This is a genomic window from Balneolaceae bacterium (assembly GCA_034521495.1).
Classification (GTDB): domain Bacteria; phylum Bacteroidota; class Rhodothermia; order Balneolales; family Balneolaceae; genus Rhodohalobacter.
Genome location: JAXHMK010000009.1, coordinates 546,717 through 564,348, shown reverse-complemented (window position 1 = coordinate 564,348; position 17,632 = coordinate 546,717). Strand labels below are relative to the sequence as shown.

13 protein-coding genes are annotated in these 17,632 nt (G+C 42.1%); 5 read left to right on the top strand and 8 right to left on the bottom strand.

Annotated features, from left to right (window positions below; genetic code table 11):
* Positions 1-97: 97 nt before the first annotated feature.
* Together U5K72_07480 and U5K72_07475 are read right to left on the bottom strand one after the other, a co-directional pair.
* Complete coding sequence (locus U5K72_07480; GenBank protein MDZ7718638.1) at positions 98-1,588, bottom strand: magnesium chelatase; 1,491 nt, start codon at positions 1,586-1,588, stop codon at positions 98-100.
* Positions 1,589-1,649: 61 nt separating this feature from the next.
* Positions 1,650-2,921 (bottom strand): anthranilate synthase component I family protein, encoded by a 1,272-nt coding sequence (locus U5K72_07475; GenBank protein ID MDZ7718637.1) that lies wholly within the window; start codon positions 2,919-2,921, stop codon positions 1,650-1,652.
* Positions 2,922-3,027: 106 nt separating this feature from the next.
* Between U5K72_07475 and U5K72_07470 the strand changes: the two genes are divergently transcribed.
* Positions 3,028-4,110, top strand: a complete 1,083-nt coding sequence (locus U5K72_07470; protein MDZ7718636.1) for a quinone-dependent dihydroorotate dehydrogenase — start codon at positions 3,028-3,030, stop codon at positions 4,108-4,110.
* On the opposite strand, the gene U5K72_07465 is transcribed toward U5K72_07470, so the two are convergent.
* Both U5K72_07465 and pyk read right to left on the bottom strand, forming a co-directional pair.
* Positions 4,100-6,820 (bottom strand): tetratricopeptide repeat protein, encoded by a 2,721-nt coding sequence (locus U5K72_07465; protein MDZ7718635.1) that lies wholly within the window; start codon positions 6,818-6,820, stop codon positions 4,100-4,102. The genes U5K72_07470 and U5K72_07465 overlap by 11 nt on opposite strands.
* A 33-nt stretch (positions 6,821-6,853) precedes the next feature.
* Positions 6,854-8,293 (bottom strand): pyruvate kinase, encoded by a 1,440-nt coding sequence (gene pyk, locus U5K72_07460; protein MDZ7718634.1) that lies wholly within the window; start codon positions 8,291-8,293, stop codon positions 6,854-6,856.
* 148 nt (positions 8,294-8,441) lie between these two features.
* Between pyk and U5K72_07455 the strand changes: the two genes are divergently transcribed.
* On the top strand, positions 8,442-9,875 hold the full coding sequence (locus tag U5K72_07455) for a GWxTD domain-containing protein (protein ID MDZ7718633.1): 1,434 nt from the start codon (positions 8,442-8,444) through the stop codon (positions 9,873-9,875).
* Positions 9,876-10,055: 180 nt separating this feature from the next.
* On the opposite strand, the gene U5K72_07450 is transcribed toward U5K72_07455, so the two are convergent.
* Positions 10,056-10,508, bottom strand: coding sequence for a BrxA/BrxB family bacilliredoxin (locus U5K72_07450; protein MDZ7718632.1), 453 nt, complete (start codon positions 10,506-10,508; stop codon positions 10,056-10,058).
* A 188-nt stretch (positions 10,509-10,696) separates the two neighbouring features.
* On the opposite strand from U5K72_07450, the gene U5K72_07445 reads away from it, so the two are divergent.
* Entirely contained in the window at positions 10,697-11,497 is an 801-nt protein-coding gene (locus tag U5K72_07445) for a hypothetical protein (GenBank protein ID MDZ7718631.1), read from the top strand.
* 61 nt (positions 11,498-11,558) lie between these two features.
* Here U5K72_07445 and U5K72_07440 read toward each other — a convergent pair whose 3' ends face one another.
* Complete coding sequence (locus U5K72_07440) at positions 11,559-12,167, bottom strand: superoxide dismutase (GenBank protein MDZ7718630.1); 609 nt, start codon at positions 12,165-12,167, stop codon at positions 11,559-11,561.
* A 210-nt stretch (positions 12,168-12,377) separates the two neighbouring features.
* On the opposite strand from U5K72_07440, the gene sthA reads away from it, so the two are divergent.
* Positions 12,378-13,832 carry a Si-specific NAD(P)(+) transhydrogenase gene (sthA, locus tag U5K72_07435; protein ID MDZ7718629.1) on the top strand — a complete coding sequence of 485 codons (1,455 nt, stop codon included), beginning with the start codon at positions 12,378-12,380 and terminating at the stop codon, positions 13,830-13,832.
* A 141-nt stretch (positions 13,833-13,973) separates the two neighbouring features.
* On the opposite strand, the gene U5K72_07430 is transcribed toward sthA, so the two are convergent.
* Positions 13,974-14,681, bottom strand: a complete 708-nt coding sequence (locus U5K72_07430; GenBank protein MDZ7718628.1) for a DUF429 domain-containing protein — start codon at positions 14,679-14,681, stop codon at positions 13,974-13,976.
* Between the two features lie 81 nt (positions 14,682-14,762).
* The gene (aspS, locus tag U5K72_07425; GenBank protein ID MDZ7718627.1) at positions 14,763-16,538 is read right to left on the bottom strand and encodes an aspartate--tRNA ligase; all 1,776 of its coding nucleotides are present in this window, start codon (positions 16,536-16,538) and stop codon (positions 14,763-14,765) included.
* Between the two features lie 100 nt (positions 16,539-16,638).
* Here aspS and U5K72_07420 point away from each other — a divergent pair, with 100 nt between their 5' ends.
* A complete protein-coding gene (locus U5K72_07420) occupies positions 16,639-17,067 on the top strand; it encodes a hypothetical protein (GenBank protein MDZ7718626.1) in 429 nt (142 codons plus the stop codon).
* Positions 17,068-17,632 lie beyond the last annotated feature (565 nt).

The following is a 17,632-nucleotide window of genomic DNA, read 5'->3' as shown; positions in this document are numbered from 1 at the left end:
TGGCACTTTCAATAGTCTTACTCATACCATCGAGAACACACCTCTGAGATAATTTCTATACGAAATTCTCTCTGTCTCCTCTCGAGAGGAGAGTTTTCTACCCCTCACCAAAATCTTCATCATCAAAACCGGTCATGCCGCCGAGCATGCTTCCCAGCATATCGGAGTAGGTGCGGGTGACGTCTGCGTCTTCTTTGCCCAGTTTTGAATTTTGGTGGAGAGCCTCAATTACCAAATCCATTAGTGCATATTCATCATCGTCAGAACTCTTTGTGAATTTTTTCACGATTTTATGAAGACCGGTCACATCATCCAAACGATTTTTATACTCTTCGGTACTGAGCAGATCCGGTATATCGAGCGAATTTCCTTTCGCAAACCAATCCAGGATATCCTGGTATTCGCCCTGTTCTTCTGCATCAGATCGTTTTTGAGGATCAGGGAAATAGCCCTTAAAGGTTGTATTGATCGCCTTGCCGATAATATGCTTTGCAACATTTCCGGCTCCCTCCTGCTCCCCTTCGTACACCAGTTCCAGTTTACCTGTTAGCGCGGGAATCATGGCATAGAGATCAGTGATTCGCAGCGTCACCTCCGATTCGCCATTTGAAACCGCACGCCGTTCTGCCGCGGAAACCACCTGTTCCATCGCCGTGATGGTCATACGCGTGGAAACCCCACTTTTCTGATCGATATATTCACTGTCACGAGCCTCAAAAGCCACATTTTCGAGGATAGATCTGTAACTATCCGGTATGTTAACTTTCACCTCTCCATTTCTCTCCGCCCACGATTCCTGTTTGGTGATCTCCATAGCCACATCCATCTCGCGCGGATAGTGAGTGATAATCTGCGAATCGATGCGATCTTTCAGTGGTGTAATGATATTTCCGCGATTGGTGTAATCTTCGGGATTCGCTGAAAACGCCATTGATACATCCAGTGGAATTCGAATATTAAACCCGCGAATCTGAATATCGCGCTCCTGCATGATGTTCAACAGCGCCACCTGTATCCTCGGCTGGAGATCCGGAAGCTCGTTAATCACAAAAATTCCGCGGTTCGTGCGTGGAATCAATCCAAAATTGATTACTTCTTCATTAGCCAGAGCAATTTTCTTTGATGCTGCTTTAATCGGGTCAAGGTCCCCGATCAAATCAGCAACTGTTGTGTCTGGTGTAGCCAATTTCTCACCATACCGGCGATCTCTGTGCAGCCATTGAATCGGTGTGTCGTCCCCCTTTTCTTCCAAAAGATCCTTGGCATATTTAGAGACAGGATTGAACGGATCGTCATTCACCTCAGATCCTTTTACAATCGGAATATATTCGTCTAAAAACTGAACCAACATCCGAAGAATTCTGGTTTTTGCCTGACCGCGAAGCCCAAGGAGAATCAGATCGTGCCTGGCGAGAATAGCATTCTGTATCTGTGGAATTACCGTCTTTTCATATCCCAAAATACCGGGAAACAGTGTTTCCTTATTTTTAATTTTCTGGATGAGATTTTTCCGCATCTCTTCTTTGATAGACACGGAGTTCCATCCGCTTTCTTTCAACTGACCAACCGTTGTTGCTTTGTTTGTCATCTGCCTTTATTCGTTCAATTCTGGTTACAATGGTTAAACTTAAAAACCGCTGACTTCATTTCTAAAGATTCAATTCTTTTTCAAAAATTTCGGTCACATTGCGGGATTTAATCATGCACTCTTCCCATTCCGATTCGGGATCAGAATCACTTGTTATGGCACCGCCAACGGGATAAAAAAGTGATTCATCTTGCAAAATTGCAGTTCGTATTACAACATTAAAATCAAAATCATCTTCTGGGGTAAAATATCCAATGGCGCCTGAGTAGATTCCGCGCTTGTACATTTCCAGCTCGTCTGTTGTTTTCATCACTTCAATTTTTGGTGCTCCGGTCATCGAACCCATCGGGAAACAGTTCTGAATAATATCCACCGGATCAAGATCTTCTTTAGCCTTTGATTCAACAACAGAAATCAACTGATGAACGGTACCGAATGTCTGAACATCATACAGTTTTGAAACTTTAACCGATCCCGTTTTTGATATCTTTGAAAGGTCGTGCCGAACCAAATCTACGATCATCAGGTTTTCAGCACGATTCTTTTCATTCTTTAACTGCTCTCGGTTAATCTTATCCATTTCTGAATCCATGGATCGAGCGGCTGTTCCTTTGATCGGTTCTGAGCGAATAGAGTTCCCCTCTTTCTTCAAAAATCTTTCGGGGGAGGCACAACAGACTGAAAATTCCTCATGAGAAATAAATGCCCCAAACGGAACCGGACTGATCTCTCGCATTCTTGAATACAACCAGTAGGGATTGCCCATATAACCCCCACACAGCGGAATGGTATAATTCATCTCGTAAAAATCACCCTGTTGAATTTTCTTTTGAATAGTTTGAACCGTTTCAATGTACTCTTCCTTTCCAATTAACGGTTTCAATTTCATCTCAACAGAACCGGGTAATCCAGATTTCGAATTCTCTGGAAGATCAAAATCCCCACGTAAAACCTCAATCTCTCCACTCTCCATTTTTAACAGTAGTTCCGGTTCCATAAAATACATATCCGGAGTATCGGTTAGAGGCAGATTCGTTGATTCTAACTCTTCTACATGGTTTTTTAAATCATAACCTAAATATCCGAACAACCATCTTTTCTTCTCATTTCGAAACTCCCTGAGAGCTTTCCAGGGATTCATTTTTACAGTTCGTTTCTCCCCGTTTTCTACAATATCAATGGTTGATCCGTACACCGTAATTGAGCTTTTGGGTTTTGCCGCAATGTATGAGCATCGGGAGGATGGATGCTTGTCTAATTGCGATTCAAGAAGAATGAGCGGAAATTGGCTCAATTTCTCGTGCAACTCATCAATAGTCAGGTTTTTTTGCATTGATTTCATGTACGGATTGATAGTAGAAATATTATAACCTATGAACAAGTTTCGATCTTAACCGTTCACTCACTACATTATAGCAAATGTGTTCGAATCAAAAATTATGTATAAATATATAGCTCGGCCTCTGTTATTCAGATTATCGCCTGATTCCACACACGATGCAACGGTAAAAATGGCATCTTCGATCAGTAAAAAAAAGTGGATGAGCAATGCGGTTGGCTCCATTTACTCCTATTCTAACCCGAGATTAGAGCAAAATATTTTCGGATTAAAATTTCCTAATCCCATCGGTCTGGCTGCCGGATTTGATAAAAATGCCACCATGGCCCCGGTCCTCTCAAAAATGGGTTTTGGTTACCTCGAGATCGGGAGTATTACGGCTAATCCATCTACCGGAAACCCAAAACCCCGAAGTTTTCGGCTTCCGGCAGATCGATCTTTGATTAACCGGCTTGGCTTGAATAATGATGGCGTTCAAACCATCTCGCGCCGGTTAAAAAAATTGGATCTCTCTATTCCAATTGGAATAAACATAGCAAAAACGCACGATCCGGCCATTACCGGCGAAGATGCAATTCGGGATTATGTGTACAGTTTTGTAATCCTCAAAGAGATTGCAGATTACATTACACTGAATATTTCATGTCCGAATACTACAGAGGGCAAAACGTTTGAAGAGCCAGAAACCCTAAATGCTTTACTTGAACATCTTGAAATTGGAAAAGACTCAAGTCTACCCCCTGTGCTCGTAAAATTTTCAGTTGATCTGGACGATGGTCAGCTTGAAGAGTTGGTTGCTATTTGCGAAGATCATGCCATTGACGGGTATGTAGCAACGAACACATCCTCAAAAAGAAAAAATTTAAAGACCCCCACGTCAAAAATTGAAAAAATTGGCCGTGGAGGGCTCAGCGGTAAAGCGATAGCTGAAAGAAGTACAACGATGATTCGGAAAATTCACTCCCTCACAAAAGGTGAAAAAGTGATTATTGGAGTTGGTGGAATTAGCAGCGGCCAGGATGCCATTGAAAAATTAAAAGCGGGAGCAGACCTGTTGCAAATCTACACGGCTTTGGTCTATGAAGGGCCCGGAGTGGTCAAAAAAATCAACCGGGAAATTGCTCAATATCTTAAAGAAAATGAGATAGAACATGTATACCACATCCACAAAATTAAAGATTAAACGGAAAAACTACTGTACACTCAACAGGCTCTTCCGATGAGTGAGAATCGAATCTAAGGCGGGTTTCAATTCCGTTTTCTACAGCCTGTGGAATACCCGACCGATCCATTCGGCTAAGCTGCTCAAATGATTGCATGGTTCCGTCCGGTTCAATCACAAACAGGTATTCCAGCTCTCCGCGTATGGAAACATCATTTGTCCACTCCGGGTATGTCAGCGAATTCATAAAAGACTCCATTCCACCCTCCATGTTTATTGTAATTCCTGCATCCTCGCAACGCGGATATCCCCCGGTTTGATCTTCGGTCACACTCTGTTCCTGCACTGATGTGGAGTCATTCACTTGTATTGAATCTCTCTTTGGACGGGCCAGTGTTTCCTGTAATACCTGAACCTGCGACATGACCGTACTCGCAGAATATTCATTTTCGATTCGCTGTAAAACAGATCGTGTACTGTCCCAATAAGCGCCCTCAAACGGGTATACTTCTGTAGTTGTTGGTACCTGAAATGTGGAATCTGCAATTTGCTGCCAGTACTGTAATTGCTCTTCTGCAAGAGTTGTATCAGACAACATTACCCGGGCTGAGTCTTTAAGTTCTTTAAACTGATCTCTTTTTAATTCTATTTCCCGCTGTTCATCAAACCATAAACGAATCTGTTCATCAAATCCGGGTTCATTTCTGCCCTGGCTTATGTATGATTTAGCTTCATCCAACAACAGAAACGGACGAGCGGATTCAGCTTCACTGCTGTCAACCATAGTCAATTGACCTGCATTCGCAGCAGTTGATTCACCATCAGCAATAGAGATCACACCTCCCGTCTCCCTTTCATCTTGCAGATCTCCCGGTGGTTCTATTTGTAACCGTTCTGCCAATCGTTGGGTATAGATAGAATTTGGAGCTCTTCCTTTTAGCTCTTCGTACCACTTTTCTGCCTCTTCTTCTCGATTTTGAAGCAAAGCAACTTCCGCCATCGAATAGAGTGATTTTACAGAGAGATCTTCATTATAACCTGAATCTGCTACTTTTTGGTAATACACAGCAGCGCTATCGGGCCTGTCCAGAGAGAGGAAAAACAGATTTCCTAACTGGTAATTATAGGATTCGATTTCCCGGTAAATCTCATTTTTTGCCTCGTCGGTAAATGGAATGTCACTCGTATCGATTGTGGGTTGAATGCCGGTGGCACTTAAGTTAGCAGAACCATTTTCGCTTGAATCTCCTTCGGCTTCACGGATCTGATCGAACCGGCTTCCGCTTACATCAGCCCTTCTTCGCCAATTATCGTCCAGCGGCCGATCACCCCAAACAGCCTGAAATTGCAAACTGGCATCGGCAAGACGTGTTGGACTTTCAATATTCAGAAATCCATACTCAGTTGTTGTAGCAGCCTGAACCGGTTCTTCTGATTGGTCAGCTACCAGCATTTGATCCCGCTGGTCGCGTATCTCATCTAACTCCTCTTCCATCCTTTCCAACTCCTCTTGGCGAAGCTGATCCAAAAATATCTCGAGTTCTTCCCGGTCCATCTCTGCAAGATTTAGCAAACTGTCTCTCCGGGAAATATTATCTTTAATGGTAACATATTCCCCATACGATTTTGCCAGTTCCTGTGCATTGAAATCATCATCCAGTAGTGTTTCATCCACACGTTGCGAAGCAGATGAATCAAAGTAAGCAGCAGCCATCTCCAGGTCTTCGTATTCATCGCGGTATATTTCGCCGAGGCCATAATAGGTCTTTGCCAGTGTAAAATCTGTTGGAGGCTGTATACGATTTCGAAGAAGGCTGTTGTAATTCTGAACGGCTGTGGAATAGTCTCCTTTCAACTGAAGTGTTCTTGCAATTTCATACAGCAAATCACTTCGGTACTCAAGAAATTTGTCATCACGCCTCATCCTCTGGTAGATGGATACGGCATAATCGTAATTACCGATCTCCCGGGAAACCTCAGCCTGTTTTCGGGTAGCGTTAAACTCAAGATCGAAATCTATTCTCAAATTGTTGATTTGCGAGTAGGAGAACAGAGCTCTGTTTAACTCCCCCATATTTTCCAAAACCTGCCCCAATAAAAAATGAGTTTTTGCCAGCTTCTCCTCTTTTTCTATACCTGATAAAGCCTGTTGTAAATAGTCCGCAGCAGATTCCCAATTATCCTGTGCGCTATGCAATTCACCCAATACAAGCTGCGCTTCAGCTCTCCACTCTGGGAGCCATGTCTCATTATCAAGCTCAAACTCTAAAACCTCTATACCCTGGTCGTAATTCGATAATTCCAGGTAGGTCAGCCCTTGCCAAACCACTGCCTCTTGCCGGCTTGCCCCATCAGCAACAGTGCCTAACTCTTCAAATTTTTCAAGTGCTGCAAAAAAATCAGACCGGTGATAGTAAGATTTACCAATAATGAAAAGAGCCGGGACCACAAATTCTGAATTACTGTGATTGCGAAGAATTGCACTTCCCTTTTCAATGGCTTTTTCAAAATCTTCCAATCCGGCGTCGGTGGGTGATGGATGAATGCGGATTGGTACCAGTGGGTTAATTTCTGGTTGCTGATTACGGTTCTTCTCTAAACCGCTGTTGTAAAACTTTTTGGCATTATAAAATGTGTTGTAGTACGCGGTAAAATTATTCCAACCCTGTTTCAGACTGCCACAGCCGGCAAGCAGAAAAACTAAAACAGTTATTTGAACTAATTTTCTCACAATATATCAACGCCGGACATTCGTCATGCGTATTTATTGATCTTGAATGGTGCTCACTTTAATCATATTCGTTCGCCCTCGTTTGGCAAGCGGAATACCTGTAGCAATAATTACACGGTCGTTATTTTCCACCAATCCATTTTCGAGCAGATAATCTTCCATCATTTTTACACTCATATCCGTATCAAAAATTTCATCGAGCCGAACAGAGCTTACTCCCCATACAAGATTCAATTGCCTGCGTACAATTTGGCTTTCCGTAAACGCCACAACCGGTACTTTTGGCCTGAATTTGGCGATCCGCCTTGCAGTATTCCCGGAGTGAGTGATGGTACTGATAGCTTTGGCATCAACATTATCGGCAATAGTAACGCATGAAAACGCCAACGATTCAATCACCTGCTTCTCTTTCCAGTCTGGTTTGCGATACTTCAAACTGTAATAGATGGATGATGCATTTTGCTCAACCGATTTAATAATTTTTGCCATAGTTCTGACAGATTCTTCAGGATACTTGCCGGCTGCCGTTTCACCCGAAAGCATCACAGCGTCTGTACCGTCAACCACGGCATTTGCCACATCCGAACTTTCGGCACGAGTAGCACGTGGATTGTTGATCATTGAATCGAGCATTTGAGTAGCAGTAATAACCGGTTTACCGGCCATCCGGCACCTTTCAATTATTTTCTTTTGAACCAAAGGCACCTGCTCACTTGGAATTTCAATTCCCAAATCACCGCGGGCCACCATAATTCCATCAGACTCTTCAATAATTTCATCAATCACTTCTACCGCCTCGGGCTTCTCAATTTTGGCAATAATTGCTGCGTTACTTCCCTTTGCCCGAATTCTGGAAATTACATCCTGTACATCCCGGGCAGATCGTACGAACGACATCGCCACATAATCTACTCCTACATCCAAGCCAAATTCCAGGTCTTCAATATCTTTTTCAGTAAGTGAGCCCATCGAGATCTCAACATCCGGCAGGTTCACTCCCTTTCGTGATTTTAAAACACCCCCTACAATAACATCGGCTACTAACTCCGACCCTTTTTTTTCAACGATTTTAAGTTCAAGAAGTCCATCATCAATCAAAATCTGATTTCCAACAACGGCATCTTCTGCGAGATTTGGATAATCAATCGGTACAATTTCGTTTGTTCCCTCAATATCATCAGTCGTCAGCTTCACCTGTGAGCCACTTTCCACAAACTGTCCGCCGTCTTTCATGGTACCCACCCGAATTTTAGGCCCCTGCAGGTCCATTAAAACCGGTATAGAATACTCATGCTTTTGTGCAACTTCCCGTACATACCCAATTGTTCGTTTATGATCTTCGTGTGAGCCGTGGGAAAAATTGATTCGCACAACATTCATTCCCGCAAAATAAAGCTTTTCAATATCCTCGAACGTGTTACTACTTGGACCTAATGTGCAAACTATTTTTGTGCGTCGGGCACTTCCTAACATAAATATGTGTTTGTTATTGAGAAAATTTTTGGATAGATAATATTAATAGTACGAAAGGTAAGCAATTATCACACAGATAAACTGTTATAATAATGCAAATACTCCTTTTGCAAACAAGATCGAAAATACTGTAGATAAACGCACATTTATGAACACAACTATAAAAAACTACAGCCTGCTTTCTATACTGATCTTCGCACTCTACATGTCAGGTTGTGTACGATCAACAAATCCCGATGTGGAAAGAGGATCTACTTTTCGCTTCCAGGATGGATATCCCGAAGTTCGCATGTCGTCTATTGGAATTCTGAGTGAAGACGACGAACCGCTCATCGATGTAACAACGGATGTAGTACTTGGCAGTTTAATATATTCCACGGACGAAGAGGGTGTTCGATCTGCCAATGTTTCAATCGAAATAAGAATTCTCCAAAACGATGGTGATTTTACCAAAAATCTACGAAAGGATTTTGCTGTAGAATCAAGTTATAACGGAAGTTATCAAAGCCAGGATGTTTTCAGCCATCGGGAACGTATAGAAGTTGTGCCCGGAAGTTTCGAAGTAACTGTTACTGTTCTCGATCAATCCTCCGGTAAAGCTTCCAGCAGAACCAGCGAAGCAGATATACCCGATCCTCAAAATCCCGAAATTAACCTTACCACAATACGCCTGATGGGAAAACACTCGCCTGAAGAAGTTGAGAATCCCGACTTTTTTCCTATTACTACTTACACGGCTTCTTCGGGATTAGACAGCCTTAAGTTTATGTTCCAGGTAACAAATAACAACGTAGAGGACCCCCTTACCATCCAGTCGCGACTGCTCAAATACGAGACAGATACGACTGCTGCACGACCTATGAACTTCAATAATTACAGCCCCTCCACGCTTCCCTACAAGGGAATAGAGATCAGAGATCCCGAGGAAGTGGATTTCACGACACGGCGATTGGATGATCCCGGAAGTGTATTAATTGAATTTAAGTATGAACAGCTTGAAAAAGGTACCTACCGTTTTGAGGTTGAAACCACCAAAGATAGTGGTGAGGAGATCTATAAAGCGAGAGATTTCTCAATAAAAAGTGAAAATTACCCAACCCTGCAAAGCCCAAGAGAACTTGCAAATCCACTGATATATTTGATGAACAGAGATGATCATGAGGAGATGATGGAAATTGAAGACCCGGATTCTTTAAAAGAGGCTATTGACCGTTTTTGGCTTTCCAACATTGGAAACATGAACAAGGCAAAATCTGTGATTAACTTGTATTATGAACGGGTTGAACAAGCAAATAAGCAGTTTACCAATTTTAAAGAGGGCTGGAAGACAGACCTCGGTATGATATATATTCTATTCGGCCCTCCATGGTATGTGGATCGTTATTTGAATACCATGGTTTGGTCGTACTCGTACGACAGGACCGATCCCCGGTATAATTATACCTTTGAAAGGCCACAAATGAAGAACGAGTATTTTCCTTTTGATAACTACCTGCTTCAGCGAAACCAGGGATACTTCAATATCCAGTACAGGCAGATTCAATTGTGGCTATCGGGAAATATTTTAACTACACGTATTTAGCACTCGCTTAAATTTATCCTGCAGGGTTTTCTTTGAAACAACCTGGACGACACCTAAAATGGAGCAGATTGGGTGCTTACATACTTTGAGATACTTGTTACGCAATACCATTTCTCTTAAAACAAAAAAAGCCCGCCAAAAATATTTGACAGGCTCTTCTGTATCTATAAGATCTGTAATTTAACTTTTTTCTTGTCTCTCTTTAATAAAAGCTTCAAATACCATCTCTAAATCCTGGGCTACTTCCTGTTTGGTTCGCCCTTCAATTCTGTGTCGCGGAATCATTGCTTTAATTTCTCCATCAACAAAAAATGCAAATGCAGGTGAAGATGGCGGATATTCGCTAAAATACTCGCGGGCACGAGCAGTAGCTTCTTTATCCTGTCCGGCAAAGACTGTTACAAGATGATCCGGTTTTTCTTCCGTATTTTCCAGGGCAATTCCAAGTCCGGGACGTGCATTACCGGCAGCGCATCCACATACGGAATTGATAGCCATCAGCATGGTTCCTTTATTGTATTCTTTCATTGCTCGATCAACATCTTCAGGAGTTTTTAATTCTTCCACTCCAATGTCGGTAAGCTCTTTCCTCATCCATGAAGTATCAGGGCCAACGCCAAATCCAAATTGCATAGTAACTTTGTTTGTTGTTAAAATTTCTATGTCTAATATAACGATAATTCAACACATTTCTTACCTGCATGTCTTCTACTTTTTCTATACATCACTTCAATAAAACCGATTAACAAAAGAATTTCTATTTTAAGGTTTGACTCATTATCCTTCAATCAGTTTCTATCATATAAAATCACAGCCAATTCATGCGAATCAATCTATATTTTTTATTCTTCTGCCTTATTGTTTTCATCAGCTGTTCAGGCCCCGAAAAGTTGTCCGTTTACCAGGGAGATCAGACTATTGAAGTTGACGGAAACTTAACAAACTGGAATACAAATGAAACATTACTAAAATCCACATCAGAGGTAGATTACTATGCTACCACACACGATAACAATCTCTATCTGTTTGTTGATGTAAAAGGAATAGTAAAACACAGCGGCATTTTAAAATCCGGTATAATTGTTTACTTAGGTTCATCAGAAGAAAACAGGAAGCGTACAGGAGTTGCTTATCCCCCCGGATCATACAACTTATTGAGACAGTACCCGAACTCGTTTGATTCATTTACAACAGATATGGAGTGGTCTAACAAACCTGCAAACCGGAAGCTTCTTGAAGATTTACAGGAAGACATGTATTCATCTGTTTTAATTGTTGAACGACCACAAGGTACAAACAATGCCGAATACGGATTTATTGACAAATCGCAATTAGAAGTGGATGGAATTGAAATTGCCGCCAACCAAGACCGGCGTTACATCTCAATAGAAATGAAAGTACCACTTGGCGAAACTCCGCTTTTTGATCTCTCGGCAGAAGATATTTGGCTTGGATTTTCTATTGAACCGCCTGATTTCAATTTCAGAGAAGAAGCTTCTTCCGTATCAAACAGGCAAAGAGATAATTTTAGCAACCGCAGCAGACGTGAGGCAAACATGCGGTATGCCATCAGCCGAAACCTTGGGCAGGGAGAAGATTGGTTTATCATTAATGTGAAATAAAAAAAGGTGCCCCATCATCTGAGGCACCCTTACAAGTATTTTAGCTAAATGTACTCTTTAGTTACTTAGCATTCTTGTAATTCTCTTCTACCTGATCCCAATTTACAACATCCCAAATTGCGCTTAAATAGTCGGGACGTCGGTTTTGGTAGTGCAGGTAGTAAGCGTGTTCCCAGACATCAACGCCAAAAATTGGAGTTAATCCGTGCATGTATGGACTATCCTGGTTGGCAGTTGAAATCACTTTTAAGTCACCGGAATCATCGACACACAACCATCCCCATCCGGATCCAAACTGTCCGGCTGCGGTGGATGAAAATTTTTCCTTGAATTTATCGAAGCTGTCGTACTTATTGTTGATCGCTTCAGCAAGGTCTCCGGACGGTTCTCCACCTCCATTGGGTGATAACACGGTCCAAAACAGTTTATGGTTTGCATAACCGCCGCCATTATTAATTACTGCCTGGCGGATATTTTCAGGAACTTCTTCTATTCTCGTCAATACTTCTTCTATTGGAAGGTCAGCAAATGGATGCCCTTCAAGAGCAGTATTCACTTTATTTGTATATCCCTGATGATGCTTTCCGTGATGAATCTCCATCGTTCTTTTATCAATGCTGGGTTCAAGAGCATCATGTTCATATGGTAATTCAGGAAGTTCGTAAGCCATTATATTGTCTTTGATTTTATATTAATATTTATTTCTCTAACGTATTTAACTTCAATACGTTATCTGTTCTTCGTTACATTAGCAATAATATAGATATCAGTCAAAAACGTTCCATTTTTTTTAGCTGCTTCAGATATTCTTTAAACTTCAGGAGAAATGCTCTCATAATTCTTCTATCTTTAGCTTTAGAATATTAACACAGATAAATTTATGAAGTACGATTACGATGTAATCATTATTGGCAGCGGACCTGCCGGTTTCTCTTGTGCAATGCAAAGCACAAAATTCGATAAAAAAGTATTGATTGTTGAGGCCAATGAATCCAATCTTGGGGGTTCCTGGATTAATAAGGGAACTGTTCCCAGTAAAGCACTTCGCGCAGCCGCCAAGCTAATCCAGTCTTTCCACTCGCAATTTGGTGATGAACGGGGCAGAAAACCCTATGAGCGATTTAGAATGGAAGATATAATGGATTACAAACGCCCCATTCTTGAAAGTAAAAACAAGAAGGTGAGGGAAGATATTGTAAAAAACGAAGTGGACACCGCCACCGGATGGGGTAAAATTATTGATTCTAACACAGTTGAAGTAGTTAAAGAGACTGGAAATAAAGAGACCTATAAGGGAAAAAATATTTTAATATCTACCGGGAGCCGGCCATCTGCCCCGCAAAATGTGAATATAGATCAAGCTAAAGTTCTTGACTCCGGCTCTATTCTCGATATTACACACATTCCCCGCCGGTTGGTGATTGTTGGAAGCGGAATTATAGCATTTGAGTATGCAACCATTTTTGCAGCTCTTGGAACACGTGTTTCTATTTTGAGTGATCTTGATGAAATTTTACCGTTTCTGGATCAAGAGCTTAAAGCTGCATTATTTAAATCCATTCGGAAAAAGAATATCCAGATCTTCAACAACATCTCGATCGAAAATATATCGAGTAATGACCTGAGAACTTGCGATGAAGTGCTGTTCAAAACAGCTAATGACAATCGGTTACAAGTAGTAGAAACCGACCACGTAATGTATATTGGCGGTAAAATTCCAAACACCGATAATCTTGGACTCGACAAACTTGGTGTAGAACGAGATGCAGAAGGATATATAAAAGTAGATGGTCAATACCGTACAAATGTCTCTAACATTTATGCTGCAGGCGATGTTATTGGATATCCTGCTCTTGCCTCAGCTTCCTTTCTCCAGGGACGCCTCGCTTCTTGTGAGATGTTTGGAGACAAAGCTATAGCTGAGATGAGTGATACAAGTATGCCATATGGCATCTATTCCATCCCTGAAATTTCTGGTATTGGGTTAACTGAGCAACAAGCAGAGGAATTAAATATCGACGTAACAGTCGGGCGGGCATACTATTCTAATCTAACCAGGGCTGATCTGAATCATGAAACAGAAGGAGTTTTGAAGCTCGTATTCCGAACGGATAATCTCAAACTTCTCGGAGTGCATATTTATGGCGAGCATGCAACTGATATGATCCACTTAGGCCAAAGTATTATGTCGCAAAACGGAAACATCAAATACTTTATTGAACGAGTGTTAAATTATCCAACTTACTCCGAAGCATACAAAATTGCGGCGTTTAACGGGCTTAATCGCGTTCACAAAGCAGGTGTGAAGTACAAGAAGATTTTAGATAAGAGTTAAGGAAAATGGAGGGTCATCGTATGAGTTTTTTGCAAAAAATTTCATTCAAACTTGTAACACTCATCCGATGACTGACTGGCACAATTTCAGGCAAGATCCATCCGTCAGACCGCTCCAAGCGGTCAGACGGATATGTATAAATCAAACGTAATGAATCGCCTTCACCAAGCCGCTTGAGTCTTTTTCAGGTTCTTCCGGAAGCGTCTTTAGACCTTTTTCAACGGATTGTTTAGCCGCAAGTGCCAGCGCCATGGAATCCACAATATCATCCTCATCCACCTCATTTCGCCGGAACTCCTCTTTAATATCCCGGAAAAAATCTTTGGCAATCTCTTCGCGGTCGCTCACCAGAGAAAGCCGGTGGCGTAATCCCTTTTTGGTATTCTTTTTCTGAAAAATCTTGCCTCCATTCAGATTTCTAAAAATCAGTTCCGGGTGACTTTCAAAAACCTTTTCCTGTAGTTCCGGTTGATCCGTTAAAAACTGATCAACAGTCTTTATTTTAGGTGTGATATTCCAGGCCTGCAGCGTCAGCTTTTTTTCGGTGAATTCGTAACTTTGCATATTTGCTTCCACATACGATGGAGCATTCAGAGCCGGCCGAATGGGCGGGCTAAACACGCTTGATGCATACTCAGCACCCAACTCTTTTCGAAGAAGAGCATCACATTCGCGCGTATAATTTTCATCTTCCAGGCCTATCGGCATATCAATCAGAATACGATCGAACCTGTGAAAGGCATCTTCCAGATCATCATCGTTTCGAAGCACTTCGTAGGAAGCATCGCCCTCATCAAATGTTATTAAGATCCAACCGGCTGCACAGCCGTCTATTCCCGCAGTTTTCAAAATTTGTAAAATTTAAGTGAAGTATTCTATTACAGATGGCGCAAGCGTCCTCGCTTGTGCCCCGCTGCTCAGCAACCCGTGTTACTTATCTACCGTATTTCTCAATGAAATATGAAGCTCACGAAGTTGCTCTTCATCCACCTCGCCCGGTGAATTGTCCATCAGGCTTTGCGCTCGCTGGTTCTTCGGAAATGCAATTACATCCCGCAGGCTTTGTGCACCGGCCATCAGCATAATCATCCGATCCAATCCAAACGCAATTCCACCGTGCGGCGGTGCTCCATATTTAAATGCATCCATCAGGAATCCGAATTTCTCTTCAGCTTCATCATCATCAATTCCGAGTACATTAAATACTTTTTGCTGTAGTTCGGAGTCATGGATACGAATAGAACCCCCGCCAAGCTCATTTCCGTTCAGTACTAAATCATACGCCCTGGATTTCACCTGAGCCGGATCCTCATCCAACAGTTCAATATCTTCCGGCTTAGGAGCTGTAAACGGGTGATGAAGCGAGTGATATCGCAAATCCTCTTTCGACCATTCAAGGAGCGGAAAATCCGTCACCCATAAAAATTTGGTTTGATCCGTTCGGATCAGATCAAAATCTTTGGCAACCATCAACCGAAGGGTGCCCATCTGTTTGAACACATCAGGTGACGGACCGGCAAGAATCAGAACCAAATCACCGTCATTGGCACCGGATGTTTCTACCATATTTTTCATGGTCTCATCATCCAGAAACTTACCGACGCTGCAATTAATTTCACCATCTTGCAGTTTCATAAATACCATTCCGGCCGCGCCGGTTTGTGATTGCACACGTTCTGTCAGGCGATCCAATGCACCACGCCCCATATTTCCTTCACCCGGAACTGTAATAGAAACCACGTGGCCACCTTTCTTCACAATGGACTTAAAAATCTTGAACTCACAATCTTTCACATCATCCGAAATGTCGTTGATTTCCAATCCAAACCGAAGATCCGGTTTGTCAGATCCGTATGTATGGAGAGCTACCTCGTAAGGCATTCTCTGGAACGGGGTTTCAATCTCAACATCCAGGTGCTCTTTCCAGAGTTTTGCCATCAACTCTTCATGTACTTTAAAAATATTCTCTTCATCCACGAACGACATCTCTACATCAATCTGCGTGAACTCCGGCTGGCGGTCGGCTCTCAAATCCTCATCCCTGAAACATTTTACAATCTGGAAATAACGGTCCATCCCGGACACCATCAACAACTGCTTGTAGGTTTGCGGACTCTGCGGGAGCGCAAAAAATCGCCCCGGATTCACCCGGCTGGGCACCAAATAATCGCGCGCTCCTTCCGGTGTTGAACGCATTAAAACGGGTGTTTCAACTTCTGCAAATTTCTTGTCGTGGTAAAAATTTCGAACCGTGTGAGCCACGTCTGATCTCAACATCAGCTTATCCTGAATCTCCTGCCTCCGGATATCCAGGTAGCGATATTTCAGACGCGTTTCCTCATTGGTAGCAATTCCATCTTTAATTTCAAATGGTGGAGTTTCCGCTTCTGAATAGACAATCAGGTTGCTCACTTCCACCTCTATCTTGCCGGTTGACATATCGGGATTGATGGTTTCTTCATCCCGTTCTATCACTTTTCCTTTCACCCCAATAACATATTCCGAACGGAGGTCTTCGGCCATCTCATGCAGCTCTTTATTCGTCTCATCGAAAACAATTTGGGTAATTCCGTAACGATCCCGAAGATCGATAAAAATAAGCCCGCCTAAGTCGCGGCGTGTAGAGATCCAGCCATTCAACACAACCTCCTCTCCCTGATTGTCAATTGTCAATTCACCGCATGTGTGGGTTCGGTTCCAACTCATAAAAAATCTATATTGATTAAATGCTTATTAAATCGTTTTCTTTGTAAGCGGCAAAAATAAAGAATCTGATAACCATTCGCTCATTTCATCTGTAACTTTTATGCTGAGTTTAAGTTTTATTGCCAATATTTTTTGCAGTTTTTCTCTTTTCGGGTTGATTTGGTGTGTGCAGCTTGTTCATTACCCGTTTTTTCTGCGGTCTGATAAAACTAACTTTATTGAGCACATCGGTTTTCATAAACAACGAATCTCTATTATCGTCGTCCCACTGATGACGATAGAGTTAGCCACCTCCGGAATATTGGTATTTGAATTTCAGCAGTTTGCAGGATTGAATATTTTTGGATTGATCGTAGTGATACTCATCTGGCTTGTAACCTTTTTCGTACAGGTTCCCATTCATAATTCTCTATCAGATGGATATAACGAATCTCTTGTTCAAAAACTCATCAAAACAAATTGGATTCGAACTGTCCTGTGGTCAGCAAAATCGTTTTCAAGCTTGTACATATTATTTTTTCTGTTCTGATCCATAACTGTCCACAACATTTTAGAAAAAATATCTTTGATTCTGTTTGTGAAGTACTGCTTTTTTCACTTTTCGAAAATCATTCCCCTTGCTTTCCATTTCTTACCCGCCCATTCTGGCAGCGATACCTCGTACTTCGTTCCGACTCACTTGACTCGCCTCAACTCTGCTCGGGATGACATAATATCCTAAAGAGGCACGGCGACACCATTGAGTAGGAAACAGAAAATCTTTTCATAATCAACTTGACAAATGATGATAAGGTTTTCTCCACTTCGGCCTTGATGGGTGGAGGAATTGCATGGTTTGCAACACAGCACGGGAGAAATCGCTCTGTGCGCTCACCCTGTGAGCATTCGCAGAGTGTACCCGTGCGTGCAAACCATGCCCGGAAGCCATCACAGCCGGGAGGTTTTGCTTACTTTTGGCGGTTCAAAAGTAAGAGGAAAAAATGGCATGAGGCTTTTAAGTTATATAAAGACGTATTTTATCAATCTGTCATCGGTAGACCCTGACAGTGTTTTTGTATCTGGTTCGAAGAATCTCCAATCAATTGTAAAAAACT

Coding starts and splice junctions, on each gene's coding strand:
- U5K72_07480 (MDZ7718638.1), bottom strand. CDS start 1,588: ATGACAAACAAAGCAACAACGGTTGGTCAGTTGAAAGAAAGCGGATGG.
- U5K72_07475 (MDZ7718637.1), bottom strand. CDS start 2,921: ATGCAAAAAAACCTGACTATTGATGAGTTGCACGAGAAATTGAGCCAA.
- U5K72_07470 (MDZ7718636.1), top strand. CDS start 3,028: ATGTATAAATATATAGCTCGGCCTCTGTTATTCAGATTATCGCCTGAT.
- pyk (MDZ7718634.1), bottom strand. CDS start 8,293: ATGTTAGGAAGTGCCCGACGCACAAAAATAGTTTGCACATTAGGTCCA.
- U5K72_07455 (MDZ7718633.1), top strand. CDS start 8,442: ATGAACACAACTATAAAAAACTACAGCCTGCTTTCTATACTGATCTTC.
- U5K72_07450 (MDZ7718632.1), bottom strand. CDS start 10,508: ATGCAATTTGGATTTGGCGTTGGCCCTGATACTTCATGGATGAGGAAA.
- U5K72_07445 (MDZ7718631.1), top strand. CDS start 10,697: ATGCGAATCAATCTATATTTTTTATTCTTCTGCCTTATTGTTTTCATC.
- U5K72_07440 (MDZ7718630.1), bottom strand. CDS start 12,167: ATGGCTTACGAACTTCCTGAATTACCATATGAACATGATGCTCTTGAA.
- sthA (MDZ7718629.1), top strand. CDS start 12,378: ATGAAGTACGATTACGATGTAATCATTATTGGCAGCGGACCTGCCGGT.
- aspS (MDZ7718627.1), bottom strand. CDS start 16,538: ATGAGTTGGAACCGAACCCACACATGCGGTGAATTGACAATTGACAAT.
- U5K72_07420 (MDZ7718626.1), top strand. CDS start 16,639: ATGCTGAGTTTAAGTTTTATTGCCAATATTTTTTGCAGTTTTTCTCTT.